Genomic DNA, 21587 nt, shown 5'->3' on the forward strand with positions numbered 1-21587 from the left:
GTGCCGTGGTGACGCTGCGTTTCGGTCTGCTGGGTCCGGTTCAGGTGCTGGTCGACGACCGTCCGGTGGCGGATCTCGCGCCCCGGCACCGGGCGGTGCTCTGCTGCCTGCTCCTGCACGCCCGCCGGACCGTCTCCTCCGAGCGCCTGATCAACGCCATCTGGGGCGACACGCCGCCGGACCGGGCCCGGGGCCAGATCCAGGTCGCGGTGTCCGCACTGCGCCGCACGCTGCGGGACGCGGGGGCCGAACACCTGCTGCAGACCCGATCAGCCGGGTACGTGCTGGACGTCACCCCCGAGCAGTTCGATGTGGACGCGTTCGCCGCCCTGGCCGCGTCCCCCGACGACGCCGCCGCCCTGCGCGGGGCGCTGGCCCTGTGGCGGGGGCCGGCGCTGGCCGACGTGTCCGCGCCGTACGTGGAGGCCGCCCGGGCCCGGCTGGAGGACCAGCGCCTGGCCGTCGTCGAACGCCTCGCCGAACTGGACCTGGCGGCCGGCCGCACCGCGCTGGTCGTGGACGAGCTGACCGGTTGGACCGCCGAGCACCCGCTGCGCGAACGGCTGCGCCGGCACCTGATGCTCGCCCTGTACCGCCTCGACCGCCAGGCCGACGCCCTCGCCGTGGCCCGCGACTACCGCGCGCTGCTCGCCGAGGAGCACGGCCTGGACCCGGGGAAGGAGTTCGTCGACCTGGAGCGGGCCATCCTCACCGACGACCCGGCCCTGCGCCCCGCCCCGGCCGCCGCCCTCCGCCCGGCCGGCCCGGCGCAGCTCCCACCGGACGTGCCCGATTTCGTGGGCCGCGTGGGGGAGACCGCCCGGCTCGACGAGCTGTTCGACGGTGCCGGCGCGGTCGTGATCAGCACCATCGAGGGTGCGGGCGGGGTCGGCAAGACCGCCCTCGCGCTGCACTGGGCGCACCGGGTCCGCGACCTGTACCCCGACGGCCAGCTGTACGTGAACCTGCACGGCTACTCCGCGACGGAACCGGTGCGGCCCCTCGACGCGCTGACCGGTTTCCTGCGGGCCCTGGGCGTACCGGGCGAGGAGATCCCTGTCGACCTGGCGGAGGCCACCGCCGCCTACCGGACACTTCTCGCCGACAGGCGGGTCCTCGTCATCCTCGACAACGCGAGCGGACCGGACCAGGTCAGGCCCCTGTTGCCGGGTAGTCGGAGCAGCCGCGTGGTCGTCACCAGCCGCGACCGGCTGGCGGGCCTCATCGCCCGGGACGGCGCCCGCCTGCTCGAACTCGGTGTCCTGCCTCCGGACAAGGCGGTCGAACTGCTCACCCGCATCCTCGGCCGGCGCCGCGTCGTGGACGAGCTGGACGCCGTCGCCGAGCTGGCCGGGCTGTGCGGCGGGTTGCCGCTGGCGTTGCGGATCGCCGCCGCGCACCTGGTCAGTCAGCCGGGCCGGGACATCGCCGACTACAACGCGGAACTGCGCGCCGGTGACCTGCTGGCCTCCCTGGAGGTGCCCGGGGACGCACTGGCTTCGGTGCGGGTGGTCTTCGGCCGTTCGTACCGGGCGCTCGCACCCGGGCACGCGCGGCTGTTCCGGCTCGTGGGACTCCTGCCGGGCGCGGACGTCACGGCGGACGCGGCGGCGGCGCTGGCGGAGATCCCGGCGGACCGGGCGGCGGAGCTGTTGGGCGCCCTGGCCGCCGCGCACCTGCTGGAGACCGATGGGCACGGGCGCTACGCGCCGCACGACCTGATCCGGGTGTACGCGCGGCACCGCGCCGAGGCCGAGGACAGCGCCGAGGACCGCGCCGCAGCGGTGCGCCGGCTCGCGGGGTGGGCGCTGTCCCGGTCGGACGCCGCAGCCCGCAGCCTCTACCCGCAGCTGCTCCGGCTGGAGGTGGACGGCGCGGGGCCGGCCGCCGCGCCAGCGGAGGCCAATGCCTGGCTGGACGCGGAGCGGGCGAACCTGGTCGCGATCGTGCGGCACTGTGCCGAGCACGGCCCGCTCCGGGAGGCGTGGCTGCTGGCCAGCACCCTCCGGGGGTACTTCTACCTGGGGCGGCACCTGGCCGACTGGCTGTCGACCGCCACGGCGGCGGTCACGTCCGCGGACGCCGCGGGTGACCACGCCGCCAGCGCGGCCGGGGAACTGAGCCTGGGGCACGCGCACCAGACGGCGGCCAACTTCGACACGGCGACGGCGCACTACAACCGGGTGCTGGCCGTCGCCCCGAAGGCGGGTTGGAGCGCGGCCGAGGCGGCGGCCGAGGGCAACCTCGGCAACATCCTCTGGAGTTCGGGACGGCTGGAGGAGGCGTCCGAGCACCTGACGCGCGCGGTCGACGCCGGCCGGCGGATGGGTTCGCTGCCGGCCCAGGCGAACAACCTCGGCAACCTGGGCAACGTGTACGCCGATCTCGGCCGCCTGCGCGAGGCCGCGGACCACCACCAGCGGGCACTGGGGCTCTTCCGCGACATGGGGGCCGAGGGCGGCGAGGCGCACGGGCTGCACAACGTCGGCTGGTGCCACCTGCACATGGGTGACTTCGAGAAGGCGCTGGAGTACACGGAGGCCTCGGCGGTGCTCTTCCACCGACTGGGTGACCAGTACGAGAGCGCCGCGCACTACAACGCCTCCGAGGCGTGCCGGGAACTCGGCCGGATCGGGGACGCCCGTCGGCACGCGGATCAGGCCCTGGAGATCGCGCGGGCCGCGGGTGACCGCCGGCTCGAGGTGGGGGCGTTGAGCGCGGTCGGAGAGGTGGCGAGACTGTCGGGTCGGCCGGGCGAGGCGGTGGCGCTCCAGGAGCGGGCGGCGGAGTTGGGTCGCGAGACGGACTCGCCGGAGCCGGAGGCGCGGGCGCTGCTGTGGCTGGCGGACGCCTGTGTGTCGCTCGCCGAGGTCGGACGGGCGCGGGCCGTCGTGGAGCTCGCCCGGAAGCTCGCCGTCCAGCACAACTTCATGCGTCAGTTGTGCGACGCGCACACGCGGCTCGCCGAACTCGACCTCGCGGCCGGCGACCGGGCGGCGGCCGGGGAACACGCCCGGCGGGCGGTCGCCATTCGGGAACGGACCGGTTACCGGTTGGGGGAGGCACGGACGTTCGCGGTGTTGGCCCTTACCGGATAAGGGATCTTTTATTGCCAACGACGGCCCGTGGGGGCAGACTGTCGCGGTGGATGATCGTGGTGCCGCCGTCTGTGTGATCGGTGCCGGGTCGAGCGGCCTGGCTGCGGTGAAGAACCTTCTGGAACACGGCTTCGCCGTCGACTGTTACGACCGGGAGACCGGGATCGGCGGGGCGTGGAACATCCGGCACGAACGAAGCCCGGTGTACTCCAGCACGCACCTGATCTCGTCGAAGCCGATGACGCAGTTCCCGGACTTCCCCCTTCCCGACCACTGGCCGGACTACCCGCACCACTCCCAGCTGCTCGCCTACTTCGAGCGCTACGCCGAGCACTTCGGCCTCCGCGAGCACATCTGGTTCGGTACCGAGGTGGTGTCCGCCGACCCGATCGAGAACGACCGGTGGCGGGTCCGGGTCCGGCCGGCGCACGGCGGGACGGAGCGCGAACTGAGCTACGCGGCCGTGGTCGTCGCCAACGGGCACAACTCGCAGCCGCGCACCCCGGCGCTGCCCGGGATCGAGGACTTCCGGGGCACGGTCATCCACGCCGGGTCCTATAAGGACGCCGCCGTGCTGCGGGGCAAGAAGGTGCTGGTCGTCGGGGGTGGCAACACCGGGTGTGACATCGCGGTGGAGGCCGCCCAGCAGGCCGCCGCATGCTGGCACTCGACCCGGCGCGGCTACTGGTACGCGCCGAAGTACGTGTTCGGCCGGCCCGCCGACCAGGTCAACGACGGCGCGCAGTGGCTGCCGCTGCGGCTGCGGCAGTGGGCGTTCCACCGGGTGCTCCGGCTGACCGTGGGCGACCTGACCCGCTTCGGCCTGCGCAAGCCGGACCACAAGGTGTACGAGACGCACCCGATCGTCAACAGCCAGCTCGTCTACTACGTCGGCCACGGCGCGATCACCCCCGTGCACGACGTGAAGCGGTTCAACGCCCGCACGGTCGAGTTCGAGGACGGCACCGAGGCGGAGCCGGATCTGGTCGTGCTGGCGACCGGCTACGCGCCCCGGTTCGAATTCCTGGATCCGGGCATCCTCGGCGCGAACCCGCCCCGGCTGTGGCTGCACATGTTCGCCCCCCGGCACCCCACCCTGGCCGTCGCCGGCCTGGTGCAGCCCGACTCGGGGCAGTTCCCGCTGGTGCACTGGCAGACCCAGGCCATCGCCCGCTGGTTGACGCTGCGGAACACGAACCCGGAGCGGGCCGCGCAGATCTGGGCCGGCGCGGCCGACCGGGCCGAGTGGCGGTGGACGAAGGCCAAGGTCAGCGCCACGGAACGGCACTGGTTCGAGGTGTCGCACGTGACGTACCTGAAGGCCGTCGAGAGTCTGCTGAAGGAGTTGACCGCGTGATCAGGGTCCTGCGGACGCGCGACTGGTCCCGGCCGGTCCGGCCCGTCGCCCGCGAGGTGCGTTCCGCGCTGCCCGGCGAGGACCTGCACCCGCCGCTGCTGTTCGTGGGCCGGCCGGCCGAGTTCTTCGCCGAGCACTGGCTGGACCGGTGCGCCGAGCGCGGCTGGGCGGCGCACGCGCTGACCCCGCGCCCCGGCCGGTTCGTCGGCGTCCGCGAACACTGCCACGACGTCGTGCAGGTCGCCGCGTCCCTGCCCCGGCAGGCGGTGCTCGTCGGCCACGGGCCGGGCGCGCGCTGGGTGGCCGCCGCGCTGACCCGGTACCCGGCGAAGGCCGCCGTCCTGATCGACCCGCCGGCGAAGCTGCCCGACGAGGACGTCGTCGGCCGCGCGCAGGTGCTCCTGGTGGGCGGGGCGGGCCGGGGGCTGACGAAGGCCGGCGAGCACTACCGGGTCACGCCGACCTTGTTGTCGGAGCCGCGCCGGCTGTCGGACCCGTCGTGGCTCTATCCGCTGGAGGGCCTGCTGGACTGGCTCGACCAGACGGTCGCGAAACCCTAGACCCCTTCGACGGGTACGGCGTACCCGTCGAAAGGTCTTCAGACCCTCGCGCCCTGGTCCGGGTCGTAGTCCTCTTCGTCCCCGGGCTTGAGCAGCATCACCAGCATCACGACGGCCGCCACGATCCCGCCCATCCCGGCGAACCGCACCAGCTGGTCGGAGATCGGCAGCAGCTCGGGCCAGAACAGCAGCAGGGTGCCCACGGAGAACACCAGCGCCGCCGTCACGACCCGCTTGGTGGGCCGGGGGAGCGGCGGGGGCGGCGGGGGCACGTAGTGCTCGTCCTCGTCGCCCTCCAGGTCCATCCCGAACGTGTCGAGGCCCTCGAGCAGCCCCGGCTCGTCGGGCTCCGGCCCGCGCGGCGAGAGGCCCGACAGGGCGGTCATGTCGGTGAGCTCCACGGACTCGATTTCCGGCCGATCGGGGGCGTCGCTGTGATATCCGGCGACTATCCGGGCGAACTGGGCATCCACGTCGTCCGGGTCCGGCTCGGCCCGCTCGGCGTCAGCGTTCACCCGTGTTCCTCCGACCTCTGCGATCATTCGTCGAAAACATCGTGACACGTTTCCGCCCCCGGGTCACAACACCGGGGCGGGTTCATGGGGTTGAATGGTCACCAGTCACCGATCGTGCGGAGGATGATGTGCTCTACTGGGTGCTCAAACACCTCGTGATCGGTCCCTGGCTCTGGCTGTTCTTCAGGCCCAAGGTCGAGGGTCTGGAGAACATTCCCGAGTCCGGTGCCGCGATCCTGGCGAGCAACCACCTGTCGTTCTCCGACTCGATCTTCCTGCCGCTCGTCGTGAAGCGCCGGATCACGTTCGTCGCCAAGGCGGAGTACTTCAACGGCAAGGGCGTCAAGGGCTGGATCAACCGGATCTTCTTCGGCGGTACCGGCCAGATCCCCGTCGACCGCAGCGGCGGCGGCGCGGGTGCCGGGGCCCTGGAGACCGGCGCGCGGGTGCTCCGCGACGGCCACCTGTTCGGCATCTACCCGGAGGGCACCCGCTCCCCGGACGGCCGGCTCTACCGTGGCAAGACCGGCGTCGCCCGGCTCGCCCTGGAGACCGGCGCGCCCGTCGTCCCGTGCGCCATGGTGAACACGCACCTCGTGCAGCCCCCCGGCCGGATCTGGCCCCGGATCATGCGGGTCGAGATCAAGATCGGCAAACCCCTGGACTTCTCCCGGTACGACGGCTTCGTCGGCGACCGGTTCGTGGAGCGCTCGATCACCGACGAGGTGATGTACGAGCTGATGGAACTCTCCGGCCAGGAGTACGTGGACGTCTACGCCGCCAAGCTCAAGAACCAGCCGCCCGTAGCGGTGTGACCGTCGCGGTCAGGCCGATCGTGGTGAGTCCGGGCGCGGAGTTGCGGGCCGCGAACGCCCGGGTCTCGGCGCGCGGGCCCTGGGCGGCCGGATCGCCGGCGGTCTCGTACGCGCGGGCGGCCAGGGCCGTCGCGAGCGCCTGGTCGGTGGCGTCCCCGATCTGGCGGTAGAGTTCCGCCGCCCTGACGTACAGCGAGCCGGCCTGGCGGTGGTCCCCGCCGGTCATCCCGGCGGAGGTGACGGCGAGGGCCGCCTCGACCCACGGGGTGCGCCGGGGCGAGGCCTCCAGGACCTTGTGCAGCCGGTCGGCGGTGGCGGGGCCGGCGAGGGCGGCGGCGAACGCGGCGGCGGCCACCCACTCGCGGCTGGCGATGATCCGGGTGGGCAGCCAGTCGTCGATCAGCTCGCCGATCAGCTCGTTGGTCTCGTCGTGGCGGCCCTGCAACGCCCGGCAGAACGCGCCGTGGCTGACGGTGGCCCACAGGGGACGGTGGAACCCGGTCCGCCGGGCCGTGCCGATCGCCCGGGAGATCTCGTCCTCGCCGCCGTCGGCGTCACCGGTCGTCGGGATGCCGCACAGCTCGCGGACCCAGGCCCGGATGGACCGGTTCTGCAGGTCCCACTCCCCGCTGGGGGTGTCGAGGTAGGCGTCGGCGGCGGTGAGCAGCCGGGGCCAGTCCCCGGCGAAGAAGCTCCACATCGCCTCCTCGGAGAAGTCGGCGACCGTGGCGTGCCCGCTGCCGACGTTCCCGCTCTGGTACTGCTCGATCAGGGGGCGAGAGCCGGCCATGTCGCCGTCCTCCTGCATGGCCCAGGCGATGTTGATCGCGACCCGCTTGACGGCCGGCAGCTCGCGGCCCCGGCAGTAGGCGAGCGCGTCGTCGAGGTCCTGCCGGCCGGTCGGGTCGCCGGCGAGCACCCGGGTCACGCCCATCGTGATCATCGCGGAGGCGCGGACCTCGACCAGGTTGAGCCGGTCGGCGATGTCGAGCGCGGCGGCGGCGGCGTTGGCGGCCGGGTCGTGCTCGTAGTTGAGCATGTGCGCCCGGGACAGCTCCGTGAACGCGGTCGCCTTCTCGGCGGAGTCCGGGAGCTGGGTGAACAGTTCCACCGAGCGTTCCAGCCAGCCCAGGGCGGCGGTGCGGTCGGCGGTCATGATGGCCACCGTCCCGGACAGGGTGGCGGCCTGGGCGGCCCCGGCGATGTCGCCGATGGCGTGCAGGCGCTCACCCAGGGCGGCGAGCTGCTCGACCCCGCCGCTGCGCAGGAACGAGTCCCGGTCGCGGTAGTAGGCCAGCTCCGTGACGAGGAGTTCGAGCTGGAGCCGGCCGGTGGCCAGGTCGGGCTCGTCCTCCGGGCACAGCTGCATGGCCCGCTCGGCGTAGGTGGCGGCCCGGTCGAGGGCGTAGAGCCGGTAGGCCTTGCGGGCGGCGGCGTGCAGGGCCTGACGGGCCGCGCGGGCGTACCGCTCGGGCTCCAGGCCCAACGACAGCGCGATCTCGTACGCCGCCGCCCGGTGCCGGGCGGTCACCTCGGCCAGATCGTCCGCACGACTAGCTGACACCCCGGTCAGCCAGGTGGCGGTGCGCTCGTGCCGGGCGATGCGTTCGGTGCGCGGCAGGCGCTGGTAGCAGACCTCGCGGACCAGGACGTGCCGGAACCGGTACTCCGCCTGGCCGGCCATCGTGGACTCGTGCTGCTCGCTGATCAGGTCGCGCTGCTCCAGGCGGCGCAGGGCCTTCTCCACGGTCTCCACGGACCGGCCCACGGCGGCGGCCACCGCGCCCGGCCAGAACGTCGCGCCCACGACGGCGGCGGCCTGAAGAACCGTGCGGTCGGAGGCTTCGAGCAGGTCGATCCGGTTGGCGATCACGGCGTGCACGCTGTCGGGCATCGGCAGGTCGTCGTCGCCCCGCAGCGACCAGCTCCGCTCGCCCCGGCGCAGGGTGCCCCGCTCGATCAGCATCCGGGCGTACTCGTGCGCGTACAGCGGGTTGCCGCCGGCGAACTCCACCAGCGGCGCGAGCATCTCCGCCGGGAACGCGGCCTGCCCGAACATCTGCGCGTACATGGCGGCGATGTCGGTGTCGCGCATCGGCGGCAGCGCGATGGTCAGCGAGCCGGCCACGGCCCCGGCCCAGGACGGCTCGCGTTCGAGCAGTTCCTGCCGGGCGGTGCACAGCACGAGCAGCGGCAGGTCCCGCGCGCCGCCGACCAGCAGCTCGATGAAGTTGAGCAGCGCCGGGTCGGCGAGGTGGATGTCCTCGAACAGCAGCACCGTCGGGCGCTGCGCGGCCATGGACCGCAGGTAGCGCCGCCACAGCGAACTCGCGTCCTCCGCCGACAGCTTCGACCCCGACAGCCCGACCAGCGGCGCGAGCGCGTCGGCGAGCCGCCCATCGCTCTCGGCCCCGGACTCGCGCAGCGCGATGGTCAACCGGTGCCGGGCCGTCTCCGCCCCGTCGGTGTCCAGGATCCCGGCGTGCGCCTTGACGATGTCGGAGAGCGCCATGTACGTGACGTCCTCGCCGAACGGCGGGCAGTACCCGGTCCGCCAGGCCACCGGCGCGTCCAGGATCCGCTGGGTGTGCGTGTACAGCTCGCGGACCAGCCGGCTCTTGCCGATCCCGGCCCGGCCGAGCACGGTCACCAGCTGCGGGGTCCGCTCCGAGACGGCGCGGTGCAGGGCGTTGGTCAGCAGGCTCAGCTCGTGCTCGCGGTCGATCAGCGGCGTGTGGTCGAACTCCTCCGGCGGCCGGCGGCGCACCGGGGCCTCGGCCAGCCACACCTCGGTGGCCACCGAACGGCCGCGCAGGTTCAGCGGCGCCTGCTCGGCGTAGCGCACCGCGTCCCGGGTCGCCGCGTACGTCACCCCGCACACCAGCACCCCGCCGGGCGGCGCGGAGGTCTGCAACCGGGCGGCGGTGTTCACGACGTCACCGGCCACGATGGCCTGACCGCCGTCCCGGGCCGCCGCCACGTCCACCAGGGCCTCGCCCGTCACGATCCCGACCCGGAACCGCAGCCCCGCGTCCGGCGCCTCGTGGATCAGCGCCCGCTGCAACTCCAGACCCGCGCGCACACACCGCAACGGGTCGGTCTCCGTGGCCACGGGCGCGCCGAACAGCGCCATCACCGCGTCCCCGATGTACTTCTCCACCACGCCGCCGTGCTGGCGGATCACGCGGCGGGCCGTACCGAAGAACTTGTGCTGCATCGCCCGGACCTGCTCGGGGTCCACCCGCTCCGCGTACGGCGTCGAGTCGATCAGGTCCACGAACAGGACACTCACCCGGCGGCGGTCCTCGTGGGCGGTCTGCTGGCCGGGCGCGTCGCCGTCCCCGGCGGGCGTGCCGCAGCCGGTGCAGAACTGCGCGTCAGGCTTGAGGGTGCGTCCACAATTGGCGCAATCCAGGGACAGGGACTTGCCGCAACCGCCGCAGAACTTATCGTCGTCCGCGCCCGGGCGGCCACACTGTGTGCAGCTTCGACTGGAGATGCCCCTACCCCCTGTAGATCATCGGCCGACGCCGAGTATGCCGGGAAGTCCACCATGAACGGAATGGGCTGTTCGGATACCGACACTGGGCATGCGCCTGTCAAGTGTTTGTGCCTACAGTCAGCGCGGCAAATTCTTATAGGAGGGGGAGGGATATGGCTCAGGTAACGCTGACCCAGGACTGGACGGACCCGAAGGGGACCGTGCACCACGCCGGCGAGGTTCTCGCGGTCGACGACCTCACGGCGAGCCAGTTGGCTGCCCAGGGCGTGTGCGACTGGGTCGGCCCGACCGTGAAGGACCCGAAGAAGACCGACGGTTGGGTCGGCCCCACGTAGGCCGCGACGCGCACGACGATGGCGGGGCCTGCTGATCCAGGTCCCGCCATATTTTCGTCGGAGATTCTGTGCGCCATCTGAAAACGTCACACTTGACAGCCGCGGCGAACCTGTCGCTACCGGTCCGGCATCCCCGCGCGTCGCCGCAGCGACAGGATGTCGGTCAGCACGATCCGGCGGCCCTCGGTGCGCAGCCAGCCCCGGTTCGCGAAGGAACCGATCGCCTGGTTCACGCTCTGCCGGGAACCGCCCGCCATCTCGGCCAGCTGGCTCTGGTTGAGCTCGATCGTCACCATCGTCGCCGGTGTCTCCCCGGCCAGGCGGACCAGCGTCTTGGCGACCCGGCCCGGCAGGTCGAGGAACACGTGGTCGGCGTTCTGCTCGGTGAGCCGGCGGATGTAGGCGCCCAGCGCGCGCAGCACCGGGTCCAGGATCCGCGGGTTGGCGTGCACCAGCTCGAGGAACGCGCCCCGCGACAGGGCGAGGGCCACGCAGTCCTCGATGGCCTCGGCGGACGCCGAACGGGCCGCGCCGTCGAGCAGCGCGATCTCACCGATGACACCGGGCGGGCGGGCCACGTGCAGCACCGCGCGCTCGCCGGTCGGCGCCGTGCGGAAGACCGCCACCGCGCCGCGCTTGAGCACGATCAGGGACTCGCCGGGATCGTTCTCGACGAAGAGCAACTGCCCCTTGCGGTACGTGCGGGGCACGGCGGCGGCGAGCACACGCTCCCGCGCCTCTGGCTCCAGCCCAGCGAACAACTCCACGCCGGTGAGCGCGTCGGTGGGATCCGGAAGGCGAGCCTCCACGGTAGTACTCCTCCCCGGTTTACTTCTCATGCAACCGAACACCACAGATCATGCACGGTTGTCGCGCTATGTACATCCCCCATATCGGTCTCCCGACAGGGCACCGTTCGGGTACAAAACCGATCCAGCGGTGCAAGTGAGCGTTCCACGATACTCGTCGGGGCGAGTCCGCCCAGGTCACCGGGGGGTCGCGCGCGGGGTGCGTACCCTGTCGGGGTGATCTACCGTTATTTCTACGACTGCGAATTCATTGAGGACGGCCGCATAGTCGACCTCGTCTCCATCGGGGTGGTGGACGAACACGGCCGTGAGTTCTACGCCGTGTCGACCCAGTTCGACGACTCGAAGGCCGTGCCCTGGGTGCGCCGCAACGTCCTCGACAAGCTGCCGTCCCCGTCCGACAAGGCGTGGCGGAGCCGGGAGCGGATCCGCGAGGACCTGCTGGCGTTCCTCACCGAGCCGCTCGCCCCGGGCGACGAACTGGAGCTGTGGGCCTGGTACGCCGCCTACGACCACGTCGTCCTCGCCCAGCTCTGGGGGGCCATGCCGGCCCTGCCGCGGATCATCCCGCGGTTCACCAAGGAGCTGCGCCAGGCCTGGGATGACGCGGGCAAACCGCACCTGCCGGCGGCCCCTCCGGACCAGCACGACGCGCTCGCCGACGCCCGGCACAACCTGGCGCGGTGGAACGCCATCCGTCACTGACTGCGACTACAGTGGGAATCGCGGCCCCGCGGCCGGCAACGGCGCCGCTCGTTCCTAGGTGGTTCGCACCTTTTTCACGCGATCCAACGAAGGGATCCACAGCTATGCGTATCGGTGTGCTGACCGGCGGCGGAGACTGCCCCGGCCTGAACGCGGTGATCCGCGCCGTGGTGCGCAAGGGCGTCACGGACTACGGCCACGAGTTCGTCGGGTTCCGGGACGGCTGGCGGGGCCCGCTGGAGGGCGACACCCGCCCGCTGGGGATCCCGGAGGTCCGGGGCATCCTGCCGCGCGGCGGGACGATCCTCGGCTCCTCGCGGACCAACCCGTTCAAGATCGAGGGCGGCGTCGAGCGGATCAAGGCCAACCTGGCCGAGGGTGGCATCGACGCGCTGATCGCGATCGGCGGCGAGGACACCCTGGGCGTCGCGTCGAAGCTGACCGAGCTGGGCGTGCCCGTCGTCGGCGTGCCGAAGACGATCGACAACGACCTGGGCGCCACCGACTACACGTTCGGGTTCGACACCGCCGTGAACATCGCGATGGAGGCCATCGACCGGCTGCACACCACGGCCGAGAGCCACCACCGCACCGTCGTCGTCGAGGTGATGGGCCGGCACGCCGGCTGGATCGCCCTGCACTCCGGCCTCGCCGGCGGCGCGAACGTGATCCTGCTGCCCGAGCAGAAGTTCGACCTGGACAAGGTCGTCGAGTACATCGAGACCCGGTTCCAGACCCGGTACAGCCCGATCGTGGTCGTCTCCGAGGGCGCGATGCCGTCCGACGGCGACCTGGTCACCCAGGGTGGTCAGCTCGACGCGTTCGGGCACGTCCGGCTGGGTGGGGTGGGCCAGTGGCTCGCCGACCAGATCGAGAAGCGCACCGGCAAGGAGGCCCGCGCGGTCGTCCTCGGCCACATCCAGCGCGGCGGCACGCCGACCGCGTTCGACCGGGTGCTCGCGACCCGGTTCGGGCTGCACGCGATCGACGCGGTGCACGAGGGCGACTTCGGGAAGATGGTCGCGCTGCGCGGCACGGACATCGTCCGCGTCCCGTTGGAGGAGGCGACCCGCGAGCTGAAGACCGTGCCGGCGGCGCGGCTGGCCGAGGCCGAGGTCTTCTTCGGGTAGGAATCGTTGGTGACCGGGGGCCCGGCGAGGGCTCCCGGTCAGCTCTGGGAGAGGAACACGAGCGTGGACACCGTTGCCGTCATCGGAGCGGGCAAGATCGGCGAGGTGCTGCTGACGGGCCTGGTCAAGGCCGGCTGGCCGGCGAGCCGCCTGATCGCCACCGCCCGCCGCCCCGAGCGGGCCCAGGACCTGCGGGACCGGCTCGGCATCCGGGTGCTGGACAACCTGGCGGCGATCGACGAGGCCGCGGTCGTGGCGATCGCGGTCAAACCCCAGGACGCGGGGGTACTCCTGGAGGAGCTCGGCGGCAAGATCCCCGCCGACAAGCTGGTCGTCTCCCTGTGCGCGGGCCTGCCGACCTCCTTCTTCGAGCGGCGTCTCCAGCCGGGCACCCCGGTCGTGCGGGTCATGACCAACACGCCGGCCCTGGTCGACGAGGCGATGACGGCCCTCTCCGCCGGGGCGCACGCGCTGCCCGCGCACATGACCCTCACCGAGGAGCTGTTCAAGCCGCTGGGCAAGACGATCCGGGTCCCGGAGTCCCAGCAGGACGCGGTGACGGCCCTGTCCGGTTCCGGCCCGGCGTACTTCTACTTCCTGGTCGAGGCCATGATCGACGCGGGCATCCTCCTCGGGCTGCCCCGCCAGGTGGCCCGCGACCTGATCGTGCAGACCGCGATCGGCTCGGCCGTGATGCTCCGCGACTCGGGGGAGCACCCGGTGACGCTGCGCGAGGCCGTGACCTCCCCGGCGGGGACGACGATCAGCGCGATCCGCGAGCTGGAGAACCACGGGGTGCGCGCGGCGCTGCTCGCGGCCCTGGAGGCGGCGCGGGACCGGGCGCGGGAGATCGCCTCGGCGGCGGAGTAGCCCCGGGGGCCGGCCGCGCGCCGCCCCGAGCACCGTGGCCCGGTCGCGCGCCGCTCCCCGAGCACGGTGGCCCGGCCGCGCGCCGCTCCGACCTCCCTGGCGCGGCCGACGCCAGACCGACCGTCCGCGAGCCCCGTACCAGAGGAAATTAGCGTTCGTGGATATTCACTCACGTCCGCCCGGGTTCCCCGTGACTACGCAACGCCGTAGGGTGATCACAACTCGTAGTCGAAAGGGGGCACCCCATGCGGCGAGTACTCCTGGCCCTGGGCACCACCATCGGGGTCCTGCTGATCTCCAGTCCGGCGTCGGCGTTCGCCCACGACCGGGTGCACAACGTCTACCTGCACACCCTGCTGGACGTCCTCACCCTGGCGGTGGTCTCCTCGCCACTGTGGACGGCGTACCTGTGGGGCGGCAACCGCAAGGCCCTGCTGATCGCGCTCGTCGCGATGGTCCAGATCCCGGTCGGGGTCGTGGCGTTCGTGCCCATCCTCAACCCGTGGTTGCACGGCGCGGCCCTCGTCGGCGCGCTCGTGCTCACCGGTTCGGCGCTCCGCCTCACCCGCCGGTCCGTCCGGTCGGAGCGGTTCGCGCCCGTCACCGAGTGATCTGACCTGCTGTCGGTCGGTCTGCGAGAGCGCGGCCGGCCGGCGGCACCACGCGCCCGCCCGGCCCGGCGGCTCCACCCGCCGGTCGGGGCGGCCCGCCACGTCCACCGACCGGAGGGGCTGCGGCCGTCCCTCCGCCGTGCGGGGCTCCACCGGCCGGACCGGCGTGTCCCGGCCGGACCGCCCCGCGCACCCGGTTCTGCGGCCGGGCGCACACCCACGCACCGACCCGCGGAAATGGCACCGGCCGGCGGCACCCCCACAACAGGGTGCCGCCGGCCGGTGCCGTGCCGGGTCTGACTACTTCTTCGGGGTACGGGCCACGCAGATCACGGACTGCCCGAACGGCGCGCCGAAGACGCTCTCCCACGCGCGGGTGACCGGGAGCACGAACTTGTCGTAGATCCGCACGACCGGGCCGGGCTTGGGGGCCTGGCCGAGCAGCTTGGCGGAGACGAAGTAGCCGAAGAAGCCGAGGATGTTCGCGTACTTGAGCACCTCGATCTCCAGGCCGGCCTCCTCCATCGCCGCGCGCATCGACTTCTTGGTGTAGCGCCGGACGTGGCCGGTGGCGATGTCCACCTTGCTCATCGCGATCATGAACGCGGGGACCACGACCACGATCGCGGAGCCGGGCTTGAGCAGGCCGGCCATGCTGCGCAGCGCGCCCACGTGGTCCTCGATGTGCTCGAGGACGTTGTACGTGACCAGGCCGGTGTGCTGGCCGATCTCCGTGGTGGGGAGGAGGAGCTGGCGGACCTCGACGTTGGGGGCCTCGACGGCCATCCGCTCGGCGAGCTCGCGGAGGCGGTTGGGCTCGGCCTCGGTGCAGGTGAAGCGGCGGACCCGCGGTGCCCACTCCAGCGCGTAGTCCCCGAAACCGCTGCCGACCTCGATCGGATCGTCCCCCAGGTAGGGGAACGCCATGGAGGAGAACCACTTGCGATGGTTGACGGCCTCGGCGAGGCCCTCGAGGACCTCCTCCTGGACCTGCTGGTCTCCACCAAGATCGGTCATTTCAGTACTTCCCTCACTTGTTTGCCCGATTTTGTGCGGTCAAGAGTGTGGGGACCGCTCCGGGCACCTTACCCGATGCTACCGAGCACCCTGTGAGCCGTGTGACATGGGTGGCACGGTGGTGAGCGCCGGTCGTCGATCACGCAAATGGTTTACTGGCTCGTGCTCCCAACCTCGCGTCTCCGGGTTCCCGTGTGGTCGGCCCCGGCCCTGGTGATGTTCGCGCTGGGCGTCTGGCGGCTGGGCCGGCCCGGGATGTGGGCCGACGAGCTGGCGACCTGGGGCGCCGCCCGGATGCCCCTGGGCGACATGCTCCGGATGCTGGGCGAGGTCGACGCGGTCGACGGGCTGTACTACCTCGCCATGAACCTGTGGATCAGGGTCGCGGGGGACTCGGAGTTCGCGCTCCGGTTCCCGTCGGTGCTGGCCATGGCGGCGGCGGCCGGGCTGCTGGCGGTGCTGGGCCGCCGGCTCGTGTCCTACCGGGCGGGGCTGGTCGCCGGGCTGGCGTTCACCCTGGTCCCGGCCGCGTCGCGGTACGCCCAGGAGGCCCGGGTCTACCCGTTCGTCATCCTCGGCGCGGTGGTGGCCACCCTGCTGATGGACCGGATCCTGCGCCGTCCGTCGAAGAGACTGCTCATCGGGTACGCCGTCACCGTCGCCCTGATGGGTCTCCTGCACATCCTGGCGATCCTGATCGTGGCCGCGCACGGCGTCGTGGCGCTGCTGTTCCTGTGGCGGGCCCGCCGGCCGGTGTTCTGGCGCTGGTTCCTGGCGGCGTCCCTCGGGGTGCTGCCGGTGCTGCCCCTGATCGCGCTGTCGATCGGGCAGACCGGCCAGGTGAGCTGGATCCCCGAGTCGAGCGTGCGCACCGTGATCGCCCTGCCGGAGAAGCTGACGTCGGCGGCGGCGGTGGGCGGTTTCCTGGTCGCGCTGGCGGTGCTCGCGTACTCGCGGCGGCGGTCCTCGGTCCTGGTGCTGTCCTGGCTGGTCGTGCCGCCGGCCGTGCTGTTCGTCGCGGCCCAGTTCCACGAGCTGTTCTGGTACCGCTACCTGCTCTTCACCATGCCGGCCCTCGTCCTGGCGGCCGGCATCACCCTCGCCCGGGCGAAGCTGGTCCCGATCGTGGCCGGGCTCGTGGCGCTCGCCGCGCTCGGCGCGAACATCAACCTCTTCTACCGCTGGCCCGACGGCCACGAGCACGACACCCGGGGGGTGGGCGCGCTGATCGCGGCGGAGTACCGCCCGGGCGACGCGGTCGCGTACGCGCTGCACGAGCCGGTCGTGCCGTGGGAGGCCCGCGACGTGGTGGCCCGGTACGTGCCGGCCGACCGGCGGCCCCGGGACGCGTTCGCGCTGGTCGGGCAGCGGGCCGGGGACAACTTCCTCGCCGAGGAGTGCCCCGACGACCAGCTGGTCCGGTGCCTGGCGGACGCGCCCCGGGTGTGGGTGGTCCGGTTCGAGGACAAGAAGCTGGCCGACCCGCTGAAGAACCTGACCGACCCGGCCAAGGAGTCGGGCGCCAAGGAACGGCTGCTCCGCGACGGCTACCGGCTGGAGCGCGCCTGGGCGAAGCGCGCCTTCACGGTCGGGCTGTACGTCCGCAGCTCCTGACGCCCCCGTCGGCGAGCCCCACGGCCAGCCCGGTCACCTCGTCGCCGGTCCGCAGCACCCGCACGTCCGGGCAGCCGGTGCGGACGGCGTCCCAGGCGCCGTCGGGCCGGCGGGCGGCGGCGGCCCGGCAGTGCTCCTCGCCGACGTACCCCCAGGCCATGAACAGTTCGTCGTCGGCGTAGCTGTACACGCCGACGGACTCGGTGCGGTCCCCGGCGGGGCGGCGGTAGAAGGCGCCGCGCAGGCCGGGCACGGGCGTACCCTCGAAATCGACGTCCTCGATGATCTTGTGCACGTCGTAAAGGGAAATATCGGGCATATCCATCGTCTCCACGATCCCTTAACGATCAACCCGGCTCCAGGGCTCCCGCCGAGTGGGACTGACCACCTCGACGATGTGCCACCCCGGAGCGCGCACTAAGGTTGACCCGTGCAACAGGAATGGCATCAGTTCCGGAACCCAGGCCTCCAGATCACCCGCCCGGCGAACACCGCCGAGGCCGCCTCCCTCGGGATCGACCGATGGCGGGAGCTCCCTCGTGAGCAGATGCCGCCCTGGCCGGACTATTCCGTGGTCGAGCAGGTCGCAGGCGTCCTGGCCACCGTGCCGCCGATCGTCGCGCCGTACGAGGTCGACCAGCTCCGCGAGCGGCTCGCGCTCGTCTGCGAGGGCAAGGCGTTCCTGCTCCAGGGCGGCGACTGCGCCGAGACGTTCGCGGACAACACCGAGTCGCACATCCTGGCCAACGCGCGCACCCTGCTCCAGATGGCCGTCGTGCTCACCTACGGGGCGAGCATGCCGGTGATCAAGGTGGCCCGGGTCGCCGGCCAGTACACGAAGCCGCGCTCGGCCGCCCTGGACGCCTTCGGCCTGCCGTCGTACCGGGGGGACATGCTCAACTCCCTCGAGATGACCGAGGAGGCCCGGGTCAACGACCCGCAGCGCATGATCCGCGCCTACGCGAACGCGTCGTCGGCGATGAACATGCTGCGCGCCTACCTCGGCGGCGGCCTGGCCGACCTGCACGCGGTGCACGACTGGAACAAGGACTTCGTGCGGACCTCCGCCGCCGGCGAGCGCTACGAGGCCATCGCCCGCGAGATCGACCGGGCGCTCGCCTTCATGCGGGCGTGCGGGCTGCGCGACGACGAGGCCCTGCGCACCGTCACGCTGTACTGCTCGCACGAGGCCCTCGCCCTGGAGTACGACCGCTCGCTCACCCGGGTGTCGCACGACAAGGCGTACGGCCTGTCCGGCCACTTCCTCTGGATCGGCAACCGGACCCGCCAGCTCGACGGCGCGCACCTCGACTACATCAGCAGGATCGTGAACCCGATCGGCGTGAAGATCGACGCGGCCGTCACCCCGGACGAGGCGATCGAGCTGGCCGAGAAGCTCAACCCGGACAACATCCCGGGCCGGCTGACGATGATCGCCCGGATGGGCAACGGCAAGGTCCGCGACGCGCTGCCGGCGATCGTGGAGAAGGTGCACGCGGCCGGCCACAAGGTCGTCTGGCAGTGCGACCCGATGCACGGGAACACGATCGAGGCGTCCAACGGGTACAAGACCCGGCACTTCGACCGGATCGTCGACGAGGTGCTCGGCTTCTTCGAGGTGCACCGCGGCCTCGGCACCCACCCGGGTGGCCTGCACGTCGAGCTGACCGGCGAGGACGTCACCGAGTGCCTGGGCGGCGCGCAGGCGATCGAGGACCGGCACCTGCCCGACCGCTACGAGACGGCGTGCGACCCGCGCCTCAACACCCAGCAGTCCCTGGAGCTCGCCTTCCTCGTGACGGAGATGCTCCGGGGCTAGCCCCCCTGTCGACGGGGTGCCGCACCTCCTCCCGGGGAGGCGCGGCACCCTTTTCCGTGCGACGGACACACCCAGACCACGATCAGACGGTTACGGGGGCGCCCGGCCCGGCTTCTGAAGGTTGGAGCCCGGGCTGTCCCCGGTCGGCCCCTCCGGGCCCGCCCTCCCCACCTAAGGCGCCCCGGTGATCGGCACCGCCAGGAACCGCAACCCGTCCGGCTGCCGATGACACACCCCACTGGTCAGATGCGCCCAGTACCCGGCGAGGCACTGCCCGAGCATCGCGTGCCCGAGCTGGTTCGGATGCAGCGACTCCCGAGAGATGACCCCTTCCGGATCCCCGTCGACAGCACCCGCCTCCCCGACCTGCCCCGATCCTCGCGGCCCCCCGGCCCGACCGGACCCCGAGGCCCCACCGGCCCGCGTGTCCGGCTCCCCGCCCCGGAATCCGGTCCACTCCGGGCTCCCGTCCTCCTTCAGCCGGATGCTGATCCCGCGCGTCCACTTCGGCTCGTCCCCGGGCGAGCACACCTCCCGGTCGTCCATCGCGGCGGTCAGGTCGAGGAAGTCCACCCCGGCGGTCTGCGCCGCCCCGCGCATCGTGGCCGCGAGCAGCGGGACGAACGTCCCCCGGCCCCACGCCGCGTCGTCGTCGTGGAACGGGCAGCCGTGCACCACCCGGGAGAACCGGCTGTCCCACCGGTTGTGCACGGTCAGCGGCGACGGGTAGGACTGGAGCACGACCCGCGCGTCGGACTGCCCGGTGTCGGTGAGCACGCCGCGCACTTGGGCGAGGACGGAGTCGAGGCGCGGCCGCAGGGCGGTGAGCCGTTCGGTGACCTTCGGCGTCCACTCGTCCTTGCAGCTCGCGGTGGACAGCGCGTACCCGACCGCGCAGTCGGTGACGATCTCCGTGAAGCCGACGTCGTTGGCGCCGACGGTGACCAGTACCAGTCTGATCCGGTACTGGGCCGCCGCCTCCCGCAGCGCCTGGATCTGCGGCTTCTCCCCGCCCTGGCCCCGGACCAGCACGTCGGCGGTCTCCGCGCCCGAGCAGGCGAGGTTGACGACGTTGGTCCCCGGGATCCGGGCGGCGGCGAGCTGGGCGTCGGCCGAGCGGTGGCAGTCCGGGTTGGCCCCGTCGTGGTAGTTCCCCGCGCCCTCCCCGGAGGTGAGGCTGTCGCCGAGCGCCACGACGGCGTCCAGCGCGGGCGGGGCGGAGGGCGTGGCGCGCGGGCCCCCGGTGCCGGTCCCCCGGAGGCTCCCGGCGTCGGCCTCCGGGGGAGCGGCCAGGGCGATCCCGGGTGTCAGGAGCAGGGCGGCGAGCGGTAGCAGGGCCAACCGGATCCTCAATGTGTACCCCTTCCATAGTCGTATGACCGCTTTCTACGGTATTGCGGACTTGATCACTACCTGTTCTGGAGATCCCGGCCACTCACCCGTGACCCGGGACGCAGAGTCGATCTACGATGGAAGCGCTGTCGATCTCTGTCGGCAGTGCACAGGGCTCATGAAGAGCACGCGCTGGGGGCGGGGCTGCGCGTCACTTTCGGCAACCTCGAAAGGGACGACCATGCCTGCCCTGGGCGCTTACCGGGGGCTGCTGTCCACGACCGGACCCGGCTTCCTCCTGCTCGCCTTCCTCGCCCGACTGCCCGCCGCCATGGGCATCGTCGGCGCGCTCACCCTCGTCGTCACCACCACCGACAGCCTCACCGCCGCGGGTGTCGCGGCCGGCGCGCTCGGGGTGGGCTCCGCCCTCGGCGGCCCGGTGGTCGGTTCTCTGGCCGACCGGTACGGGCAGCGGCTCGTCGGACTCGTCGCCTCGCTGGCCGACGCCCTCGCGTACGCGGCCCTGCTCTACGCCGCCCTCAGCCACGCCCCGCTCGTCGTCACGGCCGCCGCCGCGGCGCTCGCCGGATTCGCCACCCCGCAGGTCGGGCCGCTGGTCCGGGTGCGCTGGGCGGCCCTGCTCGGCGAGCGCGGCCAGCAGCGGCTGATGCCCACCGCGATGTCGTACGAGGGCACCGCCGACGAGACCGCGTACATCACCGGCCCGGCCCTGGTCGGCGCGCTCGCCCTGACCGGGCACCCGACCCTGCCCCTGATCGGCGCGATCGCGCTGCTCCTGGTCGCCGGCACCCTGTTCGCCCTGCACCCGACCGCGCCGCCCGTGCTCCGGGTGCCGTCCGACGCCCCGAAGGACCGGCTCAGCCCGGACCTGTGGGGCCTGGTCGCGGCCATGGTGTTCATCGGCGTGGTGTTCGGCGCGACCCAGACCGGCATCACCGCGCTCGCCAAGGACATCGGCCAGACCGGGGCCGGCGGCCTGGTGTACGCGATGATGGGCGTCGGCAGTGTCGTCGCCGGCCTGCTCACCGCCGTGCTGCCCACCCGGTTCCGGGTGTCGCTGCGCTATGTCGTGTTCGCCGTGGCGCTGTTCGTCGGGGCGGCGTCGCTGCTGCTGGTGGACTCGCTGGGTTCGGCGATGGCCGCGCTGGCGTTCCTCGGCGTCGCGGTCGCCCCGTACCTGATCACGGGGTACGTCCTCGCCGAGCGGCTCACCACGGCCCGCCGGGCGGGCGCCGCCATGACCCTGATGGCCAGCGGCACGGTCGCCGGCAACGCGGTCGGTTCGGCGCTCTCGGGCGTCCTCGCCGACCGGTACGGCTACCAGGGGGCCTTCACGGTTCCGGTGGTCGCCGGGCTGCTCGCGGTCGTGCTGGCCGTGGCCACCGCGCCGCGCCTGCGCCGACTGCTCGCGACCCCCCGGCCGTCGGTGTCCCAGCTGCCGGCCGAGCAGGTCACGGTCTAGCGGGTCCCGGTCCGA

Annotated in this window: 17 protein-coding genes and 1 pseudogene; 12 read left to right on the forward strand and 6 right to left on the reverse strand. The window is 72.4% G+C overall.

The window, feature by feature from the left end; genetic code table 11:
• Nucleotides 1-8 precede the first annotated feature (8 nt).
• The 3 genes and pseudogenes from AB0M43_RS25865 to AB0M43_RS25875 all read left to right on the forward strand — a co-directional run.
• Nucleotides 9-3098 (forward strand): BTAD domain-containing putative transcriptional regulator, encoded by a 3090-nt coding sequence (locus AB0M43_RS25865; protein ID WP_363728346.1) that lies wholly within the window; start codon nt 9-11, stop codon nt 3096-3098.
• A 10-nt stretch (nt 3099-3108) separates the two neighbouring features.
• Nucleotides 3109-4455, forward strand: a complete 1347-nt coding sequence (locus AB0M43_RS25870) for an NAD(P)-binding domain-containing protein (protein WP_363728568.1) — start codon at nt 3109-3111, stop codon at nt 4453-4455.
• Nucleotides 4455-4808, forward strand: a pseudogene (locus tag AB0M43_RS25875) (alpha/beta hydrolase); the annotation flags it as partial. The gene AB0M43_RS25870 and the pseudogene AB0M43_RS25875, both read left to right, overlap by 1 nt.
• A gap of 245 nt (nt 4809-5053) precedes the next feature.
• Here AB0M43_RS25875 and AB0M43_RS25880 read toward each other — a convergent pair.
• Nucleotides 5054-5530, reverse strand: a complete 477-nt coding sequence (locus AB0M43_RS25880) for a hypothetical protein (protein WP_363728347.1) — start codon at nt 5528-5530, stop codon at nt 5054-5056.
• A 128-nt stretch (nt 5531-5658) separates the two neighbouring features.
• Between AB0M43_RS25880 and AB0M43_RS25885 the strand changes: the two genes are divergently transcribed.
• Nucleotides 5659-6345, forward strand: a complete 687-nt coding sequence (locus AB0M43_RS25885; RefSeq protein WP_363728348.1) for a lysophospholipid acyltransferase family protein — start codon at nt 5659-5661, stop codon at nt 6343-6345.
• Here AB0M43_RS25885 and AB0M43_RS25890 read toward each other — a convergent pair.
• On the reverse strand, nt 6317-9844 hold the full coding sequence (locus tag AB0M43_RS25890; RefSeq protein ID WP_363728569.1) for an adenylate/guanylate cyclase domain-containing protein: 3528 nt from the start codon (nt 9842-9844) through the stop codon (nt 6317-6319). The genes AB0M43_RS25885 and AB0M43_RS25890 overlap by 29 nt on opposite strands.
• Before the next feature lie 155 nt (nt 9845-9999).
• On the opposite strand from AB0M43_RS25890, the gene AB0M43_RS25895 reads away from it, so the two are divergent.
• A complete protein-coding gene (locus AB0M43_RS25895; RefSeq protein ID WP_363728349.1) occupies nt 10000-10182 on the forward strand; it encodes a hypothetical protein in 183 nt (60 codons plus the stop codon).
• A 116-nt stretch (nt 10183-10298) separates the two neighbouring features.
• On the opposite strand, the gene AB0M43_RS25900 is transcribed toward AB0M43_RS25895, so the two are convergent.
• On the reverse strand, nt 10299-10991 hold the full coding sequence (locus AB0M43_RS25900) for a Crp/Fnr family transcriptional regulator (protein WP_363728350.1): 693 nt from the start codon (nt 10989-10991) through the stop codon (nt 10299-10301).
• A 216-nt stretch (nt 10992-11207) separates the two neighbouring features.
• Between AB0M43_RS25900 and AB0M43_RS25905 the strand changes: the two genes are divergently transcribed.
• From AB0M43_RS25905 to AB0M43_RS25920, 4 genes are all read left to right on the forward strand, one after another.
• Nucleotides 11208-11696, forward strand: coding sequence for a polyadenylate-specific 3'-exoribonuclease AS (locus AB0M43_RS25905; RefSeq protein WP_363728351.1), 489 nt, complete (start codon nt 11208-11210; stop codon nt 11694-11696).
• Between the two features lie 104 nt (nt 11697-11800).
• A complete protein-coding gene (locus AB0M43_RS25910; RefSeq protein WP_363728352.1) occupies nt 11801-12826 on the forward strand; it encodes a 6-phosphofructokinase in 1026 nt (341 codons plus the stop codon).
• 63 nt (nt 12827-12889) lie between these two features.
• A complete protein-coding gene (gene proC, locus AB0M43_RS25915; protein WP_363728353.1) occupies nt 12890-13696 on the forward strand; it encodes a pyrroline-5-carboxylate reductase in 807 nt (268 codons plus the stop codon).
• Between the two features lie 245 nt (nt 13697-13941).
• The gene (locus AB0M43_RS25920; RefSeq protein WP_363728354.1) at nt 13942-14307 is read left to right on the forward strand and encodes a hypothetical protein; all 366 of its coding nucleotides are present in this window, start codon (nt 13942-13944) and stop codon (nt 14305-14307) included.
• Nucleotides 14308-14607: 300 nt separating this feature from the next.
• Here the strand turns inward: AB0M43_RS25920 and AB0M43_RS25925 are convergent, their stop codons facing one another.
• A complete protein-coding gene (locus AB0M43_RS25925; protein WP_363728355.1) occupies nt 14608-15324 on the reverse strand; it encodes a class I SAM-dependent methyltransferase in 717 nt (238 codons plus the stop codon).
• Nucleotides 15325-15486: 162 nt separating this feature from the next.
• Here AB0M43_RS25925 and AB0M43_RS25930 point away from each other — a divergent pair, with 162 nt between their 5' ends.
• Nucleotides 15487-16938 carry a glycosyltransferase family 39 protein gene (locus tag AB0M43_RS25930; protein WP_363728356.1) on the forward strand — a complete coding sequence of 484 codons (1452 nt, stop codon included), beginning with the start codon at nt 15487-15489 and terminating at the stop codon, nt 16936-16938.
• Here AB0M43_RS25930 and AB0M43_RS25935 read toward each other — a convergent pair.
• Nucleotides 16907-17263, reverse strand: a complete 357-nt coding sequence (locus AB0M43_RS25935; RefSeq protein WP_363728357.1) for a hypothetical protein — start codon at nt 17261-17263, stop codon at nt 16907-16909. The two genes, AB0M43_RS25930 and AB0M43_RS25935, sit on opposite strands and share 32 nt — an antisense overlap.
• A gap of 105 nt (nt 17264-17368) precedes the next feature.
• Here AB0M43_RS25935 and AB0M43_RS25940 point away from each other — a divergent pair, with 105 nt between their 5' ends.
• Complete coding sequence (locus tag AB0M43_RS25940; RefSeq protein ID WP_363728358.1) at nt 17369-18757, forward strand: class II 3-deoxy-7-phosphoheptulonate synthase; 1389 nt, start codon at nt 17369-17371, stop codon at nt 18755-18757.
• A gap of 171 nt (nt 18758-18928) precedes the next feature.
• On the opposite strand, the gene AB0M43_RS25945 is transcribed toward AB0M43_RS25940, so the two are convergent.
• Nucleotides 18929-20110, reverse strand: a complete 1182-nt coding sequence (locus tag AB0M43_RS25945) for an SGNH/GDSL hydrolase family protein (protein WP_363728359.1) — start codon at nt 20108-20110, stop codon at nt 18929-18931.
• Nucleotides 20111-20330: 220 nt separating this feature from the next.
• On the opposite strand from AB0M43_RS25945, the gene AB0M43_RS25950 reads away from it, so the two are divergent.
• Nucleotides 20331-21572, forward strand: a complete 1242-nt coding sequence (locus AB0M43_RS25950; RefSeq protein ID WP_363728360.1) for an MFS transporter — start codon at nt 20331-20333, stop codon at nt 21570-21572.
• Nucleotides 21573-21587 lie beyond the last annotated feature (15 nt).

The sequence above is a fragment of the Longispora sp. NPDC051575 genome, from assembly GCF_040681875.1.
Lineage (GTDB): Bacteria > Actinomycetota > Actinomycetes > Mycobacteriales > Micromonosporaceae > Longispora.

Bases quoted from the DNA above. Each gene is read 5' to 3' on its own strand.
- AB0M43_RS25925 (WP_363728355.1), bottom strand. From the start codon at position 15,324: ATGACCGATCTTGGTGGAGACCAGCAGGTCCAGGAGGAGGTCCTCGAG.
- AB0M43_RS25935 (WP_363728357.1), bottom strand. From the start codon at position 17,263: ATGGATATGCCCGATATTTCCCTTTACGACGTGCACAAGATCATCGAG.
- AB0M43_RS25895 (WP_363728349.1), top strand. From the start codon at position 10,000: ATGGCTCAGGTAACGCTGACCCAGGACTGGACGGACCCGAAGGGGACC.
- AB0M43_RS25920 (WP_363728354.1), top strand. From the start codon at position 13,942: ATGCGGCGAGTACTCCTGGCCCTGGGCACCACCATCGGGGTCCTGCTG.
- AB0M43_RS25910 (WP_363728352.1), top strand. From the start codon at position 11,801: ATGCGTATCGGTGTGCTGACCGGCGGCGGAGACTGCCCCGGCCTGAAC.
- AB0M43_RS25950 (WP_363728360.1), top strand. From the start codon at position 20,331: ATGCCTGCCCTGGGCGCTTACCGGGGGCTGCTGTCCACGACCGGACCC.